At 61.4% G+C, this 19,457-nt stretch carries 20 protein-coding genes and 1 other RNA gene; 8 read left to right on the top strand and 13 right to left on the bottom strand.

All coding sequences use genetic code 11. The features are described from left to right. Nucleotides 1-71 precede the first annotated feature (71 nt). Complete coding sequence (gene fnr / locus C0058_RS08570; protein ID WP_003219044.1) at nucleotides 72-806, top strand: fumarate/nitrate reduction transcriptional regulator Fnr; 735 nt, start codon at nucleotides 72-74, stop codon at nucleotides 804-806. A gap of 80 nt (nucleotides 807-886) precedes the next feature. Then, nucleotides 887-1,435: an adenine phosphoribosyltransferase gene (locus C0058_RS08565; protein ID WP_003219046.1), complete on the top strand. Its 549-nt coding sequence runs from the start codon at nucleotides 887-889 to the stop codon at nucleotides 1,433-1,435. Nucleotides 1,436-1,566: 131 nt separating this feature from the next. Here the strand turns inward: C0058_RS08565 and C0058_RS08560 are convergent, their stop codons facing one another. The 5 genes from C0058_RS08560 to dnaX all read right to left on the bottom strand — a co-directional run bounded on the left by C0058_RS08560 (nucleotide 1,567) and on the right by dnaX (nucleotide 7,333). Beyond that, nucleotides 1,567-2,715 carry an acyl-CoA dehydrogenase family protein gene (locus C0058_RS08560; protein WP_003219047.1) on the bottom strand — a complete coding sequence of 383 codons (1,149 nt, stop codon included), beginning with the start codon at nucleotides 2,713-2,715 and terminating at the stop codon, nucleotides 1,567-1,569. 200 nt (nucleotides 2,716-2,915) lie between these two features. Continuing rightward, complete coding sequence (gene recR / locus C0058_RS08555; protein ID WP_102368377.1) at nucleotides 2,916-3,518, bottom strand: recombination mediator RecR; 603 nt, start codon at nucleotides 3,516-3,518, stop codon at nucleotides 2,916-2,918. Between the two features lie 65 nt (nucleotides 3,519-3,583). After that, entirely contained in the window at nucleotides 3,584-4,618 is a 1,035-nt protein-coding gene (locus C0058_RS08550; protein ID WP_003219050.1) for an NADP-dependent oxidoreductase, read from the bottom strand. A 269-nt stretch (nucleotides 4,619-4,887) separates the two neighbouring features. Next, a complete protein-coding gene (locus C0058_RS08545) occupies nucleotides 4,888-5,226 on the bottom strand; it encodes a YbaB/EbfC family nucleoid-associated protein (protein WP_003193199.1) in 339 nt (112 codons plus the stop codon). Nucleotides 5,227-5,269: 43 nt separating this feature from the next. Continuing rightward, nucleotides 5,270-7,333, bottom strand: coding sequence for a DNA polymerase III subunit gamma/tau (gene dnaX, locus C0058_RS08540; RefSeq protein WP_102368376.1), 2,064 nt, complete (start codon nucleotides 7,331-7,333; stop codon nucleotides 5,270-5,272). A 133-nt stretch (nucleotides 7,334-7,466) separates the two neighbouring features. Between dnaX and C0058_RS08535 the strand changes: the two genes are divergently transcribed. Beyond that, nucleotides 7,467-8,216 (top strand): ABC transporter substrate-binding protein, encoded by a 750-nt coding sequence (locus C0058_RS08535; RefSeq protein WP_087694838.1) that lies wholly within the window; start codon nucleotides 7,467-7,469, stop codon nucleotides 8,214-8,216. Nucleotides 8,217-8,284: 68 nt separating this feature from the next. On the opposite strand, the gene C0058_RS08530 is transcribed toward C0058_RS08535, so the two are convergent. From C0058_RS08530 to C0058_RS32590, 3 genes are read right to left on the bottom strand one after another with little or no spacing between them, the layout of a single operon-like run. Beyond that, nucleotides 8,285-9,976, bottom strand: coding sequence for a bifunctional diguanylate cyclase/phosphodiesterase (locus tag C0058_RS08530; RefSeq protein ID WP_003219057.1), 1,692 nt, complete (start codon nucleotides 9,974-9,976; stop codon nucleotides 8,285-8,287). Nucleotides 9,977-9,994: 18 nt separating this feature from the next. Then, nucleotides 9,995-11,560: a PAS domain-containing methyl-accepting chemotaxis protein gene (locus C0058_RS08525; RefSeq protein ID WP_003219059.1), complete on the bottom strand. Its 1,566-nt coding sequence runs from the start codon at nucleotides 11,558-11,560 to the stop codon at nucleotides 9,995-9,997. Nucleotide 11,561: 1 nt separating this feature from the next. Next, nucleotides 11,562-11,714 (bottom strand): hypothetical protein, encoded by a 153-nt coding sequence (locus tag C0058_RS32590; RefSeq protein WP_157222851.1) that lies wholly within the window; start codon nucleotides 11,712-11,714, stop codon nucleotides 11,562-11,564. A 306-nt stretch (nucleotides 11,715-12,020) separates the two neighbouring features. On the opposite strand from C0058_RS32590, the gene C0058_RS08520 reads away from it, so the two are divergent. Then, nucleotides 12,021-12,335, top strand: a complete 315-nt coding sequence (locus tag C0058_RS08520) for a helix-turn-helix domain-containing protein (protein WP_003219061.1) — start codon at nucleotides 12,021-12,023, stop codon at nucleotides 12,333-12,335. A gap of 151 nt (nucleotides 12,336-12,486) precedes the next feature. Continuing rightward, complete coding sequence (locus tag C0058_RS08515) at nucleotides 12,487-12,858, top strand: VOC family protein (protein ID WP_102368375.1); 372 nt, start codon at nucleotides 12,487-12,489, stop codon at nucleotides 12,856-12,858. Here the strand turns inward: C0058_RS08515 and C0058_RS08510 are convergent. Continuing rightward, the gene (locus C0058_RS08510; RefSeq protein ID WP_102368374.1) at nucleotides 12,772-13,740 is read right to left on the bottom strand and encodes a DMT family transporter; all 969 of its coding nucleotides are present in this window, start codon (nucleotides 13,738-13,740) and stop codon (nucleotides 12,772-12,774) included. The two genes, C0058_RS08515 and C0058_RS08510, sit on opposite strands and share 87 nt — an antisense overlap. Before the next feature lie 97 nt (nucleotides 13,741-13,837). Between C0058_RS08510 and C0058_RS08505 the strand changes: the two genes are divergently transcribed. Next, nucleotides 13,838-14,701, top strand: coding sequence for a LysR family transcriptional regulator (locus C0058_RS08505; protein WP_003219067.1), 864 nt, complete (start codon nucleotides 13,838-13,840; stop codon nucleotides 14,699-14,701). Nucleotides 14,702-14,740: 39 nt separating this feature from the next. Here C0058_RS08505 and C0058_RS08500 read toward each other — a convergent pair whose 3' ends face one another. Both C0058_RS08500 and C0058_RS08495 read right to left on the bottom strand, forming a co-directional pair. Further along, nucleotides 14,741-15,355: a hypothetical protein gene (locus C0058_RS08500; protein WP_003219069.1), complete on the bottom strand. Its 615-nt coding sequence runs from the start codon at nucleotides 15,353-15,355 to the stop codon at nucleotides 14,741-14,743. A gap of 1 nt (nucleotide 15,356) precedes the next feature. Next, a complete protein-coding gene (locus tag C0058_RS08495) occupies nucleotides 15,357-16,403 on the bottom strand; it encodes an N-acetylmuramidase family protein (RefSeq protein WP_102368373.1) in 1,047 nt (348 codons plus the stop codon). Between the two features lie 284 nt (nucleotides 16,404-16,687). On the opposite strand from C0058_RS08495, the gene C0058_RS08490 reads away from it, so the two are divergent. Continuing rightward, nucleotides 16,688-17,221 carry a hypothetical protein gene (locus tag C0058_RS08490; protein WP_003219072.1) on the top strand — a complete coding sequence of 178 codons (534 nt, stop codon included), beginning with the start codon at nucleotides 16,688-16,690 and terminating at the stop codon, nucleotides 17,219-17,221. A 14-nt stretch (nucleotides 17,222-17,235) separates the two neighbouring features. After that, entirely contained in the window at nucleotides 17,236-17,823 is a 588-nt protein-coding gene (locus C0058_RS08485; protein ID WP_087694831.1) for a hypothetical protein, read from the top strand. 105 nt (nucleotides 17,824-17,928) lie between these two features. Here C0058_RS08485 and ffs read toward each other — a convergent pair. Continuing rightward, nucleotides 17,929-18,025: signal recognition particle sRNA small type (ffs, locus tag C0058_RS08480), an RNA gene on the bottom strand. Nucleotides 18,026-18,157: 132 nt separating this feature from the next. Further along, on the bottom strand, nucleotides 18,158-19,321 hold the full coding sequence (locus tag C0058_RS08475) for a putative zinc-binding metallopeptidase (RefSeq protein WP_003219075.1): 1,164 nt from the start codon (nucleotides 19,319-19,321) through the stop codon (nucleotides 18,158-18,160). Nucleotides 19,322-19,457: the final 136 nt, after the last annotated feature.

Genomic DNA, 19,457 nt, shown 5'->3' with positions numbered 1-19,457 from the left:
ACGCTGGCCTGATCGTCCCCCAGTGCGGTACCCTTACGTCTTATGTGTGTTTTCCCACAAGGATTTAAGAAATGTCCGAGCCAGTTAAACTGCGCGCTCATAGCCAGGCTCATTGCAAGGATTGCAGCCTGGCCCCCCTCTGCCTGCCACTTTCGTTGAATCTGGAAGACATGGAAGCGCTGGACGAGATCGTTAAACGCGGTCGCCCACTGAAAAAAGGCGAGTTCCTGTTTCGCCAGGGCGACAAGTTTGACTCCGTTTATGCAGTACGTTCTGGCGCGCTGAAAACCTTCAGCCTGAGCGATGGCGGCGAAGAACAGATCACCGGCTTCCACCTGCCGAGCGAACTGGTCGGACTGTCGGGCATGGACACTGAGATTCACCCCGTGTCGGCCCAGGCCCTGGAAACCACATCGGTGTGTGAAATCCCGTTCGAACGCCTGGATGAACTGGCCCTGCAGCTGCCGCAATTGCGTCGCCAGCTGATGCGCGTGATGAGCCGGGAAATCCGCGACGACCAACAGATGATGCTGCTGTTGTCGAAGAAAACCGCCGACGAGCGTATTGCCACTTTCCTGGTCAACCTCTCCGCACGTTTCCGCGCGCGGGGTTTCTCGGCCAACCAGTTCCGCCTGAGCATGTCGCGCAACGAAATCGGCAACTACCTGGGCCTGGCGGTGGAAACCGTGTCCCGGGTATTCACCCGCTTCCAGCAGAACGAGTTGATTGCGGCCGAAGGCAAGGAAGTGCATATCCTCGACCCGATCCAGCTCTGCGCATTGGCTGGCGGTTCGCTCGACGGTTGATCCAGACGCTTGCGGCCGAGCCAATCGGCTGGGCCGCAGGTATACTTCGAGTCCGCTTTCCTCCCCAGGACTCCTCGACGATGGTCTTCGATTCGTTCGACATCAAATCCCTGATTCGCCCAGTCATCGACTTCCCCAAGCCTGGGGTGATCTTTCGCGATATCACGCCGCTGTTCCAGTCGCCCAAGGCCTTGCGCCTGGTGGCCGACACCTTCGTACACCGCTACGTCGAAGCCGACTTCACCCACATCGGCGCGATGGATGCCCGGGGCTTCTTGATCGGTTCGATCATTGCCTATCAGTTGAACAAACCGCTGATCCTGTTCCGCAAGCAAGGCAAATTGCCGGCTGACGTGCTGGCCGAGAGTTACCAGACCGAATACGGCGAAGCCTTCCTGGAAGTGCACGCCGACAGCCTGTGTGAAGGTGATTCGGTGCTGATGTTCGATGACCTGATCGCCACCGGCGGCACGCTGATCGCAGCGGCCAACCTGGCGCGGCGCATGGGCGCACGGATTTTCGAAGCGGCGGCGATCATCGATCTGCCGGAGCTGGGTGGTTCCCAGCGCCTGGAAGACATGGGCATTGCGACGTTCTGCCTGACGCAGTTTGCCCTGACAGACCAATAACCCCGGGACTCGTGTGGCGAGGGAGCTTGCTCCCGCTGGAGTGCGCAGCGCTCCCAAAGATCTTGGGGCCGCTACGCAGCCCAGCGGGAGCAAGCTCCCTCGCCACAGCTCCCTCGCCACAAAAGCGCTTTCTACAAGCCCATCTGCTTGCTGATGATTTCGTTCATCACTTCCCGAGTCCCGCCACCGATGGACAGGATGCGGTTGTCGCGATACAGCCGCTCCACCAGGTTGCCGCGCATGTAGCCCTGGCCGCCGAGGATCTGCACGGCATCAAAGGTCACGCGGTCGGCGGTGTCGGTGGCGAGGTTCTTGGCCATCGAGATCTCCTTGATCACACTCTTGCCCGCGGCCATCTTGGCGGCCTGGCGGTAGGTGAATTCCCGCGAGACCTCCACCGCCGTGGCCATTTCCGCCAGGCGATGCTTGAGCACCTGGAACTTGCCGATGGGTTTGCCGAAGGCCTCGCGCTGGGCCGCCCACTTCAGGCTTTCCTCCAGGGCCATCTGCGCAGTCATATTGGCCATCAGGGCCAGGGCCAGGCGCTCGCTCTGGAAGTTGCCCATGATGCAGGCGAAACCCATGTTCTCGGCGCCGATCAGATTGCCTACGGGTACGCGGCAATCATCGAAGAATAATTCGGCAGTGTCCGACGCCCACCAGCCCATTTTCTTCAGCGGTGTACCGGTGGTGAAACCAGGCGTGCCCTTTTCGATCAACAACAGGCTGATGCCGGCAAAGCCCGGCCCACCGGTACGCACGGCGACGGTGTAGAAGTCGGCACGCTGGCCGCTGGTGATAAAGGTTTTGCTGCCGCTGACGCGGTAATGGTCGCCGTCGCGCACAGCACGGGTCTGCAGGCTGGCGACATCGGAGCCGCCACCGGGCTCGGTGACGGCCAGGGCGGCGATCTTCTCGCCGGATAACACCTGCGGCGCCACACGATCGCGCACCTCGGGCCGGGCCCATTTGACGATGGGCGGCAAGCCGATATCCAGCGAGCCCAACCCTGCCACTACCCCGCCGGAGCCGCAGCGCATTAGCTCTTCGCTGGCGGCGACCTTGGCGAACAGGTCACCTTCGTGGCTGCCTCCAAGGGCTTCGGGGTAACCGATGCCCAGGATCCCCGCCGCACCGGCCTTGAGGTACAGCTCCCGGGGGAAGCTTTCCGCTTCCTCCCACTGCTCGATGCCCGGCAACATCTCGCGCTCGACGAAACGACGCACGCTGTCGCGGACCAATTGGTGGCTGGGGTCGAAGTATTCCTGATAGGCAGACATCGGCAAGCTCCACGGGACGGTAGAGCGAACTTACCAAGCGCTTGCTTGGTTATCAAGCAAGAGGAAAGACTCGTGAACGCCACAAAACAAATGTGGGAGCGGGCTTGCTCGCGAATGCGGTGTATCAGTCGCCAGATGCATTGACTGAACCACCGCATTCGCGAGCAAGCCCGCTCCCACATTTTGTTCTGCGGTGTTTGTTATAGGGCGATCGGCTTACGTCCGGCAAACGAATGCGCCAAGGTCCCGCCATCCACCAGTTCCAGCTCGCCACCCAACGGCACGCCGTGGGCGATGCGCGAGGTAATCAGGCCTTTGTTGGTCAGCAGCTGGGCGATGTAATGGGCCGTCGCTTCGCCTTCCACCGTCGGGTTGGTGGCCAGGATCACCTCGACGAACGTGCCCTGCTCCTCGATTCGCATCACCAGTTGCGGAATACCAATCGCCTCCGGCCCCAGCCCGTCCAGCGGCGACAGGTGGCCCTTGAGCACAAAGTAGCGCCCGCGGTAACCGGTCTGCTCCACCGCGTAGACATCCATCGGCCCTTCGACCACGCACAGCAGCGTGTCGTCGCGACGCGGGTCGGCGCATTGCGGGCACAACTCTTCCTCGGTCAGGGTGCGGCACTGGCGGCAGTGGCCGACCCCTTCCATCGCCTGGCTCAGGGCCTGGGCCAGTCGGGAGCCGCCGCTGCGATCACGCTCCAGCAGTTGCAGCGCCATGCGCTGGGCGGTTTTCTGGCCCACGCCCGGCAAAGTGCGCAGGGCGTCGATCAGTTGACGAATCAGGGGGCTGAAGCTCATGGGGAAAGGTCCGACAAAACAACGAGACGCGGTTTATACCCGCGCCTCGGATTAGCGTCAAATGCTCAATCTTGTGCGACCCGCACCACCAACTTGCCGAAGTTGCGCCCCTCCAGCAAACCGATAAAGGCTTCAGGTGCCTGCTCCAGGCCTTCCACCACGTCCTCGCGGAACTTGATCTTGCCATCCCGCACCCACGGCGCCATGGCACTGAGGAATTCCGGTTGGCGGTCGCCATAGTCGTCGAACACGATAAAGCCCTGGATCCGCACACGCTTGGTCAGCAAGGTACGTTGCAACGCCGGCAGCCGGTCGGGACCGCTGGGCGCTTCGTGGGCGTTATAGCCGGCGATCAGGCCACACAAGGGAATGCGCGCCTTGGCATTCAGCAGCGGCACGACCGCGTCGAATACCTTGCCGCCGACGTTTTCAAAGTAGATATCGATGCCCTTGGGGCAGGCCTGGGCAAGCTCCTCGGCAAAGTTGTCGCTCTTGTGATCGACACAGGCATCAAAGCCCAGCTCGTCCACCACATAGCGGCACTTGTCGGCGCCGCCCGCCACACCGACCACCCGCAGGCCCTTGATCTTCGCCACCTGGCCCACCACCGAGCCCACCGCACCGGAAGCGGCCGCCACCACCAGGGTTTCCCCGGACTTGGGCTGGCCGATATCGGTGAGGCCCATATAGGCGGTCATGCCGGGCATACCCAGCACACCCAGGGCCATGGACGGGCTGGCCAGTCCCTTCGGTACCGGGATCAGGTTGCGCCCATCGGAGATGCTGTGGCTCTGCCACCCGGTGGAACCGACCACCAGGTCACCCACCTCGAACTTGGGATTGCGGGACTGTTCGATGCGGCTGACAGCGCCACCGGTCATCACTTCGTCGATTTCTACCGGCGCAGCATAGGACGGCGCATCACTCATGCGCCCGCGCATGTAGGGATCCAGGGACAGGTAAAGGGTCTTCAGCAAAACCTGGCCGTCGGCCAGTTCCGGCAGCGCGACGCGCTCCAGGCGAAAGTTTTCCGGCACCGGTGCGCCGTGGGGGCGTGAGACCAGCACAATGCGCTGGTTGAGGGTCAATGCTTCGGACATCAGCGAGGCTCCTTCTATCGGTGATTGAATTCAACGGTATAGGGTGCAGACCCCAACACAGGGTCCAGGGTTCGACAAAACTCTCGCAGTAGCCGTTGTCGAGCGCCAGCGAGGCTACGTTAGCCGCACCGCTGCTTTCATGCCAGACGTGGGACCGAGTCGCTGCCGACGCAGCCTCGCTGGCGCTCGACAGCTGATACGGGTATGGAAAATAGCCGGCCAAAAAAATGCCAGGCGCGGGGCCTGGCATTTTCGGTGCTGCTTGCCGATCAGAACGGCAGCTTCATGCCCGGTGGCAGTTGCATGCCAGCGGTCACGCCGGACATCTTGTCCTGGCTGTTGGCTTCGATCTTGCGCACGGCGTCGTTGACGGCCGCGGCAAACAGCGCCTCGAGCATTTCCAGGTCGTCTTCGCCGACGCCCGGCAATACGCTTGGGTCGATGCTCACGCGCTTGATGTCGTGACGACCGGTCATCACCACGCTGACCATATCGCCACCGGCTTTACCGGTGACTTCGGCGTTGGCCAGTTCTTCCTGCATCTTGGCCATCTTTTCCTGCATCTGCTGCGCCTGCTTCATCAGGCCGGCCATGCCACCTTTCATCATGGGAATCACCTCAAAAGTACGTGGATCAATTATTGGCCCCGGGTTATGACGCTTGGGGTACCGGGGCTTCTACAGGTTCAATAGTATCGTGCCGCACCACCGCGCCAAACTGCTGCATCATCTGCTGGATGAGCGGATCACCGTGGATCGACTCTTCAGCCTCGCGCTGGCGGTTGACCCGGCGACGGGACGCCGCCTGGGCCGGGGTTTCCTGCTCGGGCTTGATCAGCTCGATGCTGATGGTCAGCGTGCGCCCGTGGAACTGGTTCAGGGCATCGTTGAGCCGGCGCTGCTGGGTCGCGTTGAACAGGGCGCTGTGGGCCGGGTCCAGGTGCAGCAGCCAGTGGTCGCCATCAACGGCAATCAGGGTGCAGTTGGCGGCGATGCTGCCGGTCATGCCGGAGATCGGCAGTTTCGGGAACAGCTCCAGCCATTGCAACGCCAGGCCGGTGGCCGGCATCGCGGCAGGTTCGGGTTCAGGCTCCGGGGCAGGCTCGGCGGTGTGTTCGCTGGCCAGGTCGTCCAGGTAGCTGTAGGCCGAATCCATGTCCGGCTCGATGTAATCTTCGTCCAGCGGCGGCTCGTCGTCGAGGTCGGTGCCCGGGGTGGCGGCGTCCACTTGCGCAACGGTCGGCTCCGGCACCGGGGCCGAAACCCACTCGGGGGCGTCCGGCACCACGCTGTCCGGGGTCGGCGCGGGCATGGGTGTCAGTTCAGGCTGCTCGCTGGTGGTTTCCAGCACCGGCTCGACGGCAGGCTGCAGCTCGACCTCGACCTCGGCCTCTACCGGGTCGTTCCACGGCAGATCGACTTCAGGCACGGGCGCAGGCTCAACCACCGGCTCCGGCACCACCACAGGCGCCACGGGCTCGGCGACAACCGGGGCGGCGGCCTGTGCAACCGGCGCAGGCGGCGCAACCACTGGCGCGACAACAGCCGGGCCAGCCACTGGTTTGGCGGAATCAACTGTGGCCTGGCTGATCCCCACTGGCTTTAGCGGCTGTCTCGGCGCATCCGCCGTGTCGGCGGGCCTGAAGGCCAGCATCCGCAGCAGGACCATTTCGAAGCCGCCTCGCGGATCGGGTGCCAACGGCAGGTCACGTCGCCCAATCAGGCCCATCTGGTAGTAGAACTGTACGTCTTCGGCCGGCAGCGCCTGGGCCAGGGCCAACACGCGGTCGCGGTCGCCGTGGCCGTTGTCGACACCTTCGGGCAGGGCCTGGGCGATGGCGACGCGGTGCAGCACATTGAGGATTTCCGACAGCACGCCATTCCAGTCCGGGCCTTGCTCGGACAGATGGCGCACGGCTTCGAGCAACGCCTTGGCGTCGCCTTCGATCAACGCGTGCAGCACGTCGAACACCTGGCCGTGGTCCAGGGTGCCGAGCATCGCCCGCACGTCGGCGGCCAGCACCTTGCCTTCACCGAAGGCGATGGCCTGGTCGGTAAGGCTCATGGCATCACGCATCGAGCCGTCGGCGGCACGACCCAGCAACCACAGGGCGTCGTCTTCAAACGGTACGTTCTCGACACCCAGCACGTGGGTCAAATGCTCGACCACACGCTCCGGGGTCATATTTTTCAGGGAGAACTGCAGGCACCGCGACAAAATCGTTGCAGGAAGTTTCTGCGGGTCGGTGGTGGCCAGGATGAATTTGACGTAGGGCGGCGGCTCTTCCAGGGTCTTCAACAAGGCGTTGAAGGAGTGGCTGGACAGCATGTGCACTTCGTCGATCAGGTAGACCTTGAAGCGGCCACGGCTCGGTGCGTACTGCACGTTGTCGAGCAGCTCGCGGGTGTCTTCGACCTTGGTGCGGCTCGCGGCGTCGATCTCGATCAGGTCGACAAAACGCCCTTCGTCGATTTCCCGGCACACCGAGCAGGTACCACACGGCGTCGAGGTGATGCCGGTTTCACAGTTCAGGCACTTGGCGATGATGCGGGCAATGGTGGTCTTGCCCACCCCGCGGGTACCGGTGAACAGGTAGGCGTGGTGCAGCCGTTGGCTGTCCAAGGCATTGATCAGAGCCTTGAGCACATGGGTCTGGCCGACCATTTCGCGGAACGAGCGCGGACGCCATTTACGTGCAAGAACCTGATAACTCATCGAAAACCGTCGCAACTGGGAAGCGGAAGCGGGTAATGCTAGCGGAGCAAGGGGGAAATTGCATCCGGCACGCTCGTCTAATCTGACTAAGCTGGTCTGACCAAGCCTATAAAAGGCTGAACCCGGAGAATTTATGCGCGCAGTCCTGGGCGCCTTGTGGATGATTGCCACGGTCAGCCTGGCGGCACCCGCACCTCTGCGATTCTCCATTTCCGACAGCTGGACCATGCCCATGGTGCAACTCGACCAGGGCCAGCCGACCCAGGGGATTTTGTATGACCTGATGTTGAGCCTGGCCACCCAGGTCGGCCGTCCTGCGAAATTCCATGTGCTGCCGCGTGCGCGTATCGACACCGCCATGGAGCGCGGGGATGTGGATGTGCGCTGCTACGTGACACCGGCGTGGCTGAACAACCTGTCGGGGGACTACACCTGGAGCATCCCGCTGCTGGTCCAGCGCAATGTGCTGGCCGCCGGGCGCGTGCCCTCAACGTCAGTGGCACTGGACAGCCTTGCGCCGCAACACATCGGCACGGTACTCGGCTACAGCTACCCAACCCTGGAGGCGCGCTTCGCCAGCGGCCAGTTCAGCCGCGACGACAGCCGCAGTGAAGAGCAAGTGCTGCAAAAACTGGTGGCCGGACGCTTCAACTATGCAGTGATCAACGAATGGATCCTTGACCGCTTCAATCAGCAATTACCGCCCACACAGCGCCTGCATACGGTGGCCGTGATCGAGGAGCAACGCCTGGGCTGCTATGTGCGCAACGACCCGCAGGTGCCGGGGCAGCAGATCCTGCGCACGTTGCTGCGGATGAAAATGTCCGGGGAGATTGATGAAATCATCCAGCTGTATATCGGGAACAGCGCCCCCGCCCCTTAAGATCACCTGATTGTCCTTGTGGCCAGGGAGCTCCCTCGCCACAGCAAGCTCCCTCGCCACAGTAAACATCACTCAAGCTTTTGCCACTGCGGCGGCGGTGCAAATCCCTCGACCCAACCCGGCACGTCGTCCGCAGGCATCGGCCGGGCGATGAAATAGCCTTGGGCCACTTCGCAGCCCATGCGCATCAACAGCTGGCCGTGCTCCAGGGTTTCCAGGCCTTCGGCAATCACTTCGCGGCCAAACGCACGGGCCAGGCCGATCACGGCCTTGGTCAGCGCCAGGTCGTCCTTGTCGTGCAGGATGTCGCGCACGAACGACTTGTCGATCTTGATGGTCTGGGTCGGCAGGCGCTTGAGGTAGCTCAGGGAGGAATAGCCGGTGCCAAAATCATCCAGGGAGAACTGCACGCCCAAGGCCTGGCAGGCCTCCAGGTGCTGGGTGACACGCTGGATATTGTCGATGGCCACCGACTCGGCGATCTCCAGGTCCAGCCGGTGCGGCTCCACCTGCGGGTATTGCGCCAGCAAGTCTTGCAGGCGCTCTACAAAATCCTCGCGCTGGAAGTGCCGCGCCGCGATGTTCACGCTCACCGACCACCAATGCCCATGCACCTGCCAGCGATGCATCTGGCCCAACACCTGGGCGATCACCCATTCGCCGATATCGACAATCAGGTCGGTCTGCTCGATCAGTGGCAGGAAATCCCCCGGCTTCACCAGGCCACGCTCGGGGTGCTGCCAGCGTAACAACGCTTCGAACCCCACCACCGTGCCGCAGCGCAAGTTGACCTTGGGCTGGTAATGCAGGCACAACTGGCCCGCCGCCAGGGCCTGGCGGATCTGCTCCACGGTCTGGTGGCTGGCCTTGACCTCCTGTTCCAGGGATACATCAAACAACTGGTAGCGGTTGCGCCCGCTCTGCTTGGCCACATACATCGCCTGGTCGGCATGGCGCAGCAAGGTGTCGGCGTCCTCGTCGTCCAGGGGGAACAGCGTGACGCCGATGCTGGCGAACACATTCAGCTCCGCCCCCTGGATCGAGTACGGCTCGGAAATCGCCTTGAGGATGCGCAGCAAGGCGCCGTTCAGCTCGTCGATATCGCGCACATAACGCAGGATCAGCACAAATTCGTCACCGGCGAGCCGGGCGACCACGTCCTCGCCGCGGATGATCTCCCGCAACCGAGTGGCCACTTCCACCAACAACAGATCCCCACAGGCATGCCCATACCCGTCGTTGACCGCCTTGAAGCCGTCCAGGTCGAGCATGCACAACGCCAACGGGATGTCTTCGCTGCGGGAGAACTCCAGGGACTGGTTAAGCAACTCGGACAGATAGGCGCGGTTCGGCAAGCCGGTCAGCACATCGTGGCCGACCCGCCATTGCAGGGTGTGCAACAGCTGGCGCTTTTCGCTGACATCAAAGCGGATCGACACGTACTTCTGCACGCGCCCGGTCTTCTCATCGAGCAGCGGCACCATGGTGCTGTCCACCCAATACAACGTCCCATCCTTGGCCCGGTTGCAGATTTCCCCACGCCACACCCGGCCTTCGCTGATGGCTTGCCACATGCCCTGGAAGAACCCCGCAGGGTGCAGTCCCGAGCTCAGAATGCGGTGATTTTGCCCCAGCAACTCGTCACGCCCGTAGCCGGACATGCCGCAGAACTGGTCATTGACGTAAGTGATGCAGCCCGCCAGGTCAGTCTCGGAGAAAATGGCGGCTGCATCCACGGCCCTGCGGTATTTCTCGTCCATGAGTCAGGCTCACTGTGGCTAGCGGTTGAACCGCTCGACCAGGGCGCGTAACCCGGAAGAGATGCTTTCGAGTTCCCGGCCACGGGTAACTGCAGCGTTGGCATTGCCCGCTGTCTTTTGCACCGTGGCGGCAACGTTATTGATCTGCTGTGAAACTTCCTCGGCGACGTGGGATTGTTCCTGTGAGGCAGCAGCCATTTGCTGACTCATACCGGTAATACGCTCCACCGCGTGGCGAATACCTTGCAGCGCCTGCTGCGCCTCAAGTACTTGCTGCACGCCCTGCTCGGCCTCGTGAATGCCCAGGCTCGCGATCTCGACCGCCTCATCGGCGCCGGCCCGCAGGTTCTGGATGATGCCCTGGATCTGCTGGGTCGACTCCCGCGTCTTGCCCGCCAGGGCGCGCACCTCGTCGGCCACCACGGCAAAGCCACGGCCCTGCTCGCCGGCGCGGGCCGCTTCAATGGCCGCGTTGAGGGCCAGCAGGTTGGTCTGGTCGGCGATTGCCTGGATCATGCTCGCGGCCACCTGGATTTGCTGGGTCTGCCCGGCCAGGTTGCCCACCGCCTGGTTGATCTGGGTGACGGTGCCGGCCAGCAGCTGGATCGCCTCGCGGGACGTGCCGGCCACCTGGCTGCCCTGCTCGGCGAGGGTGTTGGCGGTGTGAGCTTCGCTGGCGGTTTGCTGCACGTGCACCGCCACTTCGGCGATGGACGCAGCCATCTCGGTCATGGCGGCGGCGGTCATGTCGGTCTCGGCGCGCTGTTCCAGCAACGCCGATTCGGTGGTGCTCGACAACACGCTGGAATGGGCGGCTGCTTCGGCCATCTGGTTGGCCAGGTCGCTGAGGCGCGTCAGGGCGGTTTTAAGTCGCGCCTCTTCGCTGATCAGGATCATTTCGAGCTGCGCGGTCGGCCCCAGCGCGTCGCTGTAGGTCATGGCGCTGATGGGGTCGGAAAAGGTATTGGGCGTGTTCTGCACAATCTGCTTGAGCTGCAGCCCCAAGCGTTGATGCCCCCAGACGCCCAGGCCGAGAAACAAGCCGACAGTCAACGCCTGGGCCCATACACCCGGAACCCATTGGAAGGCGGCGACACTGGCAACGGCAGCCGCCAGTGGCAACGCCATGGCCCGGGACACAGACGCCACACGCCGCACCGGCGAGACCGCCGCACCACCTGCCTGCAACCGCGCGTACAGCGCCTCTGCGCGGCGCACCTGTTCGCGGGTGGGCTTGACCCGAACCGACTCGTAGCCCGTCAGCCGCCCGTCTTCGAGAATCGGCGTCACATAGGCGCTGACCCAATAATAGTTGCCGTTCTTGCAGCGGTTCTTCACCACGCCCATCCAGCTCTGCCCGGCCTTGAGGTAGCTCCACATCAGCTGGAACACGGCGGGCGGCATGTCCGGGTGGCGCACCAGGTTGTGGGTGCTGCCGATCAGCTCGGCCTGGGTAAAACCGCTCATGGCGGCAAACTCGGCGTTGCAGTAGGTAATATGGCTGTTGACGTCAGTTGCGGAAATTAGCCGTTGCTGCTCCCCAAAAGTCTGTTCAACAGCAGTGACCGGCAAATTGAGACGCACGTTAAAGCTCCATGGACAGCATTCGATCGCCCTCTCGACCACCGGGTAGGCAGGACAGGCGGATTCGTATTTCCAGTCGGGCTGCGCCGTCGATCGGCTGATTGGCCGCAAAGGTACGCAAACCCACGATTTTGCACAGCAATTCATCATCCATTCAGTGATGATCAACTAGGCTTGAATTCGGGTATCCGGCACGTGAGGCGCAATGAAGCGTGGCACTGACGAGCGACATTTCAGTCCCTGCCAGGCGTCCGTTTTATGGGCACATTTATGAGAGTAAGGAGAGAGCAATGATTTCCTGTTTCATAAACCTGCCTTCTGAAACGAGACCACCAAATACTTGTCCTAGATGCCGATTCTACGAATTACATCACATTTTGCAAGAAAAGGTGATGGTACATGCGGTTGTCTAATTTTAAGATTTATCGTTAAGTTCTTGATTCTAAATGGGAATTGAGCGATGCACATTTCAAGTTTGGGTCCAGCCATCAGACGTTACCGCAAGGTCGCAGGGCTTACTCAGGCTGAACTAGGTGAAAAAACCGGTTTTGACCCTAAAACCATCAGCCGCTTCGAAACCGGCACCTATACACCCAGCGTCGAGGCACTGTTCTTGTTCGCAGAGGCGCTGGGAGTGAAGCTGAAAGTCTTTTTCGCAGACCTGGTCGACGAGGAGGAACAGCGCGCTTATCTGTTCGGTGTCATTCACAAAGCCACCCCGAAGGATCTGGGAAAGCTGATCGCAGCGGTAGACCAGGCCTTGTCCAAGCCTTAGAGCTCGCAACACACGTGCACGCAATAAAAAGAGCAGACAGCCAGATTGACTGTCTGCTCTTTGCTTGATGACTCCTGACATGAACTGACAGGACAGCCCCTTAGACTAGGGACTGAGCCGCGCCATTGCTGCGTCATTCCACGGAGTCATCATGAATAGCATTGCCCATTACTTTTTGTTGTACGTCGACAGCCCGGCCACCAGCGCCAACCTCTACAGCCGACTGCTGGACAAGCCGCCGGTGGAGCTGGGGCCGACCTTTGCGCTGTTCATCCTCGACAACGGGGTGAAACTCGGCCTGTGGTCGCGCCATACCGTGGAGCCTGCGGCCCAAGCCTCGGTTGGCGGTAGCGAGGCGGGTTTCTGCGTCGCTGATATCGCAACGGTCGACGATTTGCACACACGCTGGGTGCAAATCGGGATGAGCATCATCCAGTCACCGGTCGAGGCGGACTTCGGCTACACCTTTGTCGCCCAGGACCCCGACGGTCACCGCCTGCGGGTGTTCACCGTGAACCCGTAACGGCTTGCGGCGCCAGCGCCCTTCGAGGCTGATGGCGCCGACACTGGCCAGCACGATCAGGCCACCCAGCACCACGCGCAGCGAAACCTGCTCGCCCAGCAGCGTGGCGGCCATCACCATCGCCACCGGCGGCACCAGGTACAACGCCACTGACGCGCGGCTGACCTCGACATGCCGCAACACATAGGCCCAGGCCAGGTACGCCAGGGCGCTGGGAAAGGCGCCGAGCAACAACACCGCCCAGTTGGCTTGGGTCGATGATTGCGACACCACCGCCGGCAAACCCGGCAAATACACACACAGCAGCAAGGTGCCCGACCACACGGTGTAGCACACCGTGGTCAGCGGGCTGTAGCGCCGGGAATAGTGTTTCTGGATGGTGAAATAAAGGCTCCACGACAGCGCCGCCAGCAGGATCATCAGTCCACGGGGATCAATCTGCCCCAGGCCATGCTCGCCCCAGATCACCACCAGCACCCCGCTCAAGCCCAGCAGCACGCAACCCCAGCGCCAGCCGGTAACTCGCTCCTTCAAGCCGAAAAACGCCACCAGCACCGTAAATAGCGGAACCGACTGCGCCAGCACACTGGAGGCAGCGGCCGTGACAAATTGCTGGCCGAAATTGATCGTCAGGTGATGCAGGAAAATCCCGAAGAAGCCCAGCACCAGCAACCACGGCAGGTCCCGCAGACGTGGCCGCTCGATCCTCATGACCAACGCGACGCCGGCCATCAATACCGAAGCAATCAGGAACCGTCCCAAGGCCAACTGGCCAGGGCTGTAGCTGTGCAAGGCCAGATGCACGCCAATCGGCGAATACGCCCAACAGAGGATGACGCTGGCAGTGACTAGCGTAAGCTTTACAGGTGACGGGGCTTTCATGAACGGCGTCCAGCAGTGGGAATGCCGTCAGTCTTGGCCTCGGCAAGGCGCAGGACAATTAACCGTTTCTGACTTCTGTAATCACTGGAACTGAGCGATGGAACTGGCCCAACTGAAAATGGTGAAAGCCGTGGCACAAACCGGCAGCGTGGCCCAGGCCGCCCTGCAACTGCACTGCGTGCCGTCCAACATCACCACACGCATCAAGCAACTGGAAAGCGAGTTGGGTACCCCGCTGTTCATTCGCGCCGGGCGCGGGTTGGCGATCAGTGCCGCAGGGGAAGTGTTTCTCGACTACTGCGAGCGCATCCTCGCGCTGGTGGAAGAGTCCAAGCGTGCCGTCGACAGCAACGCGATTCCCCGCGGCAAGCTGCGCATCGGCGCAGTGGAATCCAGCGCCAGTGGCCGCCTGCCGCCGCTGCTGGCCGAATACCATCGACGTTATCCACAAGTGGAGCTGGAACTGGTGACCGGTGCCTGGGCGCAGTTACTCGATGACCTGCAACATCACCGCATCGACGCCGCGCTGGTGGCCGCCGGCGGCAAACGCCCGAAGCTCGAACAAAGCGTGGTCTACAGCGAGCGCCTGGTGCTGATTACCAGCGCCTCCAGCGCACCCATCGAGGACGCCCGGGACCTGGCCGGCCGCACGCTGCTGGTGTGGCCGCCCGGCTGCCCGTATCGCGCCGCCCTGGAGAACTGGCTCAAGCCCCACGACATCAAGCCTGCCATCGCAAGTTATGCCAGTTGGGGCACGATCATTGGCTGCGTCAGCGCGGGGATTGGCGTGGCACTGGCGCCGGAAGGCATCCTGGCGCGCTACGAGCAGGCCAACCAATTGACGTCCTACCGCTTCGACGAATTGGCGGCGGTGGATAACCTGCTGTTCTGGCACAAAGACACCCAACGCCATCTGGCGCGGGATGCCTTTGCGGGGCTGTTGCGGGAGACTTTCGGCTAACCGGTTTTCGCCCCGCTACGCGCGGGCGCAGCAGCATCTTCAGCCTTTTGCGGGGACCAGCCTGGCGTACTGGTCCTGGCTGATCCAGCCCTTGGAAGAGCGGCCTTCGCCATTGATGAACTCGACTTGGGCCCAGCCATCCTTGAACGCCAGTACCGCGACCACATCGTCCTTGACCACGTAGGCACGATGACTGGCCTTGGCGTCCGGGGTCTTCTGCAGGAAGGCCTTGTCGGACGAAACGGTCACCAGGCCAATCCATTTCTTGGCAGCGGTCTGGGTCAGGTCCAGGCCGGTGGCAATTTCCGGCATCAACACGTTGATGCAGCCGGGATGTTCGCGGCCCTTCTCCACGGTCAGCATCACACCGTCCGAGGAAGCCGCGACGGTACCCGGATAGGCCTCATCCAGCCATGTCGACACCGATGCCTTCGCACCGTCGACCTTGCCCTGCAGGAAGAACGTGCACGAGCGGGTCACGCCCTCGCCCATTTCCTCGGCATAAAACCCCTCCACCTGATGCTCGGGCGTCACGGCCAGCATCAGCCCTTCGTACTTGCCCGAGTGCAGCGTAGCGGCAAACGCCGGCGCACCTGCAGCAACACACACGAAAGAGGCAACCAGCAATCGGGACACGCAACGTTTGAACGGCATTCTATTTTTTCCCTTCAAGTGCTTCGTAGGCTTTTTTGATGCGTTGGTCATAGTCGCCATAATCCTTGCCGTTATAGTTCAGCGCCATGGCGGCGTAATCCTTGTTCTTCATGGCCTTGACCAGGGCCGGGCTCTGGCTGCAAAAACCGAGGAAGGCCTTTAGTTGATGCCCGGCATTAATCTTCATGGCCACCACAAATTCAAACACCGTTTTATAACCGCATGCCGTGAAGTTGGAGCCCATTATCTGAAACATGCCCCAGGAGGCCGATTTCAAGGCCGCTTCCTGATCCAGTGCGAAGGCGGTGGCCATGGTCTCCCAGGCCTTGGTCTGGTCCTTGTTATTGGCCTTCCACTGGGGCCCGGCCTTCTTCACGTAGGGGTACGACAACAGCGGGTGGGTCTGGTCGTATTTACTCTTGGTGTACTTGCGAAAATGGTGCCCTTCAAAGGCGATCACCGGCAACTTGGCCGGGCCGAACCCGGAGCGCCCGCCCGACTCCACCGTGGCGAAGGCCTTGATAATATTGACCGAAATCCCGTTACCCAACTGCGCGGCAGCGTTCTGGAAGTCCGTATCCGTCAGCGTCGTACCGCCGTCGCACGTGGCCTGGAGCATCATCTGCCGGTTGCGCCGCTCAGCCTCGATCATTGCCCGCATGCGGTCCAGATAGTGGTCGACCGTGGCCTGGACCATGTCCGCGCCGGTGTTGCCGAACACATTGAGGAACGTCGGAATACGCAGGGTCGGGTTCGGCTTGACCGGCACCTTCACCGCCTCTTCGATCAGGCTATTGAAGGTGCGCCCGGTGGGGTCGATAACACCATCGGGATGCGCGTATTTGAGGTGGCGGAACTGATACTGGCTGATGCACTGCACCAACTGGCCGTCGCATTTGCCATTTTCCGCCAGGGGGAAACCCAACTTGGGAATGATCAAGTTGAATAAATACTGGATGCATTGAACATCGGCGGGCAAGTTGCGGGCTTTGCCCGGCGCACCGACGGAAGCGCTGATGAGAGTGGGCAACCCTTGCAGGCTTTTCATTACTGACATCCTTGTTAGTTGGAGTAGATGAGCCATAAAGCGCCATCACTTTAATATCATCCATGTGCCACCGACATATTTAGAAATATGTCGCTGGCGCAAACTAACAAGGCGAATTTGGCTTGTCCAGCGCAAGGTTTTAAGGATGTGAGCAATCCCTCACTGACGTCGTCCCTAGGAATAATTTTTAAACGGACTGGGCACTTTGCCACTACCTGCGCTACTGTCTGTTTCGCAGGATGCATTGTCGTCCTGACATCTAACAATGACGTCCAGGGACTGACATGAAATCGACCTTTATTGCCTGTGCCATCAGCGGATTGCTCTTCGTCTCGCCAAACACCCACGCAGAAGATTTTGCGGGCTACTTGCTCAAGGCGGTAACGCCAAAAGGTCCGCAATGGCAAACCAAAAACGATGACGAGATGGCATCAGCGTTCGCGAATGCCGGGGTAAAACGATACAAGTGGTCTGCCGACACCGGAAAAGACGAGATCACCCTGTTTGTGTTGCCGGGCCAGAATCAACCGCCAAGCGCGGCCCGTGATTCCGATACCCGGGCCGCCGAGAAGAACTGCAAAACACATATCAGCCAGACTGACATGGGAGATACCAGCACCCCGTATATGGGCTGGTCGGTGATCTGCACACAGGCGAACGGCAACGTCATGACCTTGAGGCATTTTGCCTATCAATTAGGGGGCGACACGTACAAGGTTTCCAGGACCTGGAGAGAAATGCCTTCAGAACAAACCGTTGCACAATGGAGCGCAACGCTCGCCAGCATCGCCGACCACATCAACAGCACTAAGCCGTGACACAGGAGGTGCCCATGCGTTGGCTAATCGTGGTATCGACTGTCCTGCTGCTGTTCGGCTGTGCATCCAAACCGCCTGTGGCGCCGCCGGACCTGTCCCGCCCGTCGATCGCCGAGACAAAGTCGGTGGTGTTTGCAGGGAAAACATACGTCCTGAAATACCAGGCCCGGGGCAACGTTCCGCTCTGGGAGTATTTCCTCGCACCAGAAAGCGTCAACGCCTGGAGCGAACTGGTGGATTTTCGCCTCGCGCCGCCCCAGACCACCGGCAACGAGCCCCGGGATCTTGCCAACCTGACCGCGCAGGCCCACAAACAGGAATACCCCAACCTTCCGGTGGAGATGTTTTCAGACGAGAAAACCGATGCGATCTACGTGCTGCTGTTTTATCCGACCTCCACACGCAAGGACGGCAGCTTCTTTGAGTTCAATATCTTCAAATACTACAAGGACAACGGGACCGGCCAAATCATCAGCTTCCACTTTGCCAAGAACATCCCGTCCGACACGCCTGCCGCACGACAGGAGTTGCCCGGGCACATGGCGAGGTTGCGCGCAGAAGTGATTCCGGCCATGGGAGAGTTCCCGCTGTACCGTCAGTAACCCTGATGAGCGAACAGCAGAAATCGCTTCGCAGATGACGATTGTCAGCGAAGGGCTTCATAAAAGTATTTTTTTGAATCAAGGAGGGTTGCGTTATGGAGGCAACCCCACCAGCCACACCCCGGCACACAATGTTCCCGCTGTGGCTGCTGCCTTCCGGCTCTGACCAGGTTCACGGGTAATCGTTGCGGGGGGACCGATGGGGTCACCATAACGACGCTCGCCTCTCGGCAAGCCGCGCCATTGTACCGATCTCATCGGAAGTTACAACCGTTGGCGCGGGATTAAAAATATCTGATGGTTCAAGTACTTGGCTGCAGGAGCAAGCTTGCTCCTACAAAAGCACGACCTCGTCCGCCCGACCGCCCTCTTGCTGGATCACCAGGTGAATGAAGTGCAGCTTGGCAATCACCGCCGGCGGCAGGACGAACGGATAGAAATCCGGCTGGCCCATGCTGCGGGACAGTTCGTTGAGCATGCCGGCCAGTTCGATCCACGCATTGACGAATGACAGGAACGCCGTGCCGCCGGGATGCCCGGGGTCGTAGAGGGTGCTGAGGGGGAACGGCTGGTAATCCAGGTCCATCTCCCGGGCGCTCATGCCGAAGCCCAGCGCGGTGTCGACGGCGTCCATCATGTGCAGGTAATGCGCCCAGGTTTCCGCCCAGTCTTCCCACGGGTGCATGGTGGCGTAGGCGCTGACGCAGGTTTGCTGCCAGTCCGGGCGCGGGCCGTTCTGGTAGTGCTGCTCCAGGGCGTCGGCGTAGCTGGCGCGCTCGTCACCGAACAGCGTGCGGAACGGCTCCAGCCAATGGCTGTTGGCGATCAGGCGGTCCCAGTAGTAATGGCCGACCTCGTGACGGAAGTGACCGAGCAAGGTGCGGTAAGGCTCGCGCATCTGTACGCGAATTTTCTCACGGTGGGCGTCGTCGGCTTCCTTGATGTCGAGGGTGATCAGGCCATTGGCGTGGCCGGTGGTGGGCGCGTTGCCTTCCAGGTCGATGCCGACAAAATCGAAGGCCAGGCCGGTGTCTTCGTCCACCGTCTTGGGAATCACCTGCAAGCCCAGGCTGATGAGTTGGGCCACCAGACGACGCTTGGCGGTTTCGACCTTGCGCCAGCGTTCGGGGTTTTCGGGGATCGACAGGTCGGGAATGGTGCGGTTCAGGCTGCAGGCCACGCACAAGACCTGGCCGTTGTCGGCGGGCAGCAGCCAGTTGCAGGCGGCCGGCGTGTCGAGGTTGGCGCAGCGGCGAAAGGCACCGGCTTCAGGGTCGGCGTCCAGCAGCCAGGTATCGGCATACGGGCCGGGCTGCAGGGAGGACAGGCGACTCTGCTCCGGCTGATAGCCCAGCAGCGCCGAGCAGGCCAGGCACTGGCTGTTGCGAAAGAACAGCGATTGCCCACAGCGGCACTGCCAGACCTTGCTGTTGCGCGAGGTCTCGGCCATGAACGGTGCGGCGATGCGCGAACTGAGTTGTTCGAAGAAGCGGTACATGGCGATCTCTCCGGGAGGCTTGCCAATACTAGAGCATTGCCCGAGAGAGATCGTTCCCACGCTCTGCGTGGGAATGCATCCAGTGACGCTCCGCGTCGCACCTTTCAGAGCGGACGCAGAGCGTCCAGGGCGGCGT

The organism is Pseudomonas sp. NC02 (assembly GCF_002874965.1).
Taxonomy (GTDB): domain Bacteria; phylum Pseudomonadota; class Gammaproteobacteria; order Pseudomonadales; family Pseudomonadaceae; genus Aquipseudomonas.
Note: the sequence above shows the minus strand (reverse complement) of the source record. Positions and strands in the feature narration are given on the sequence as shown.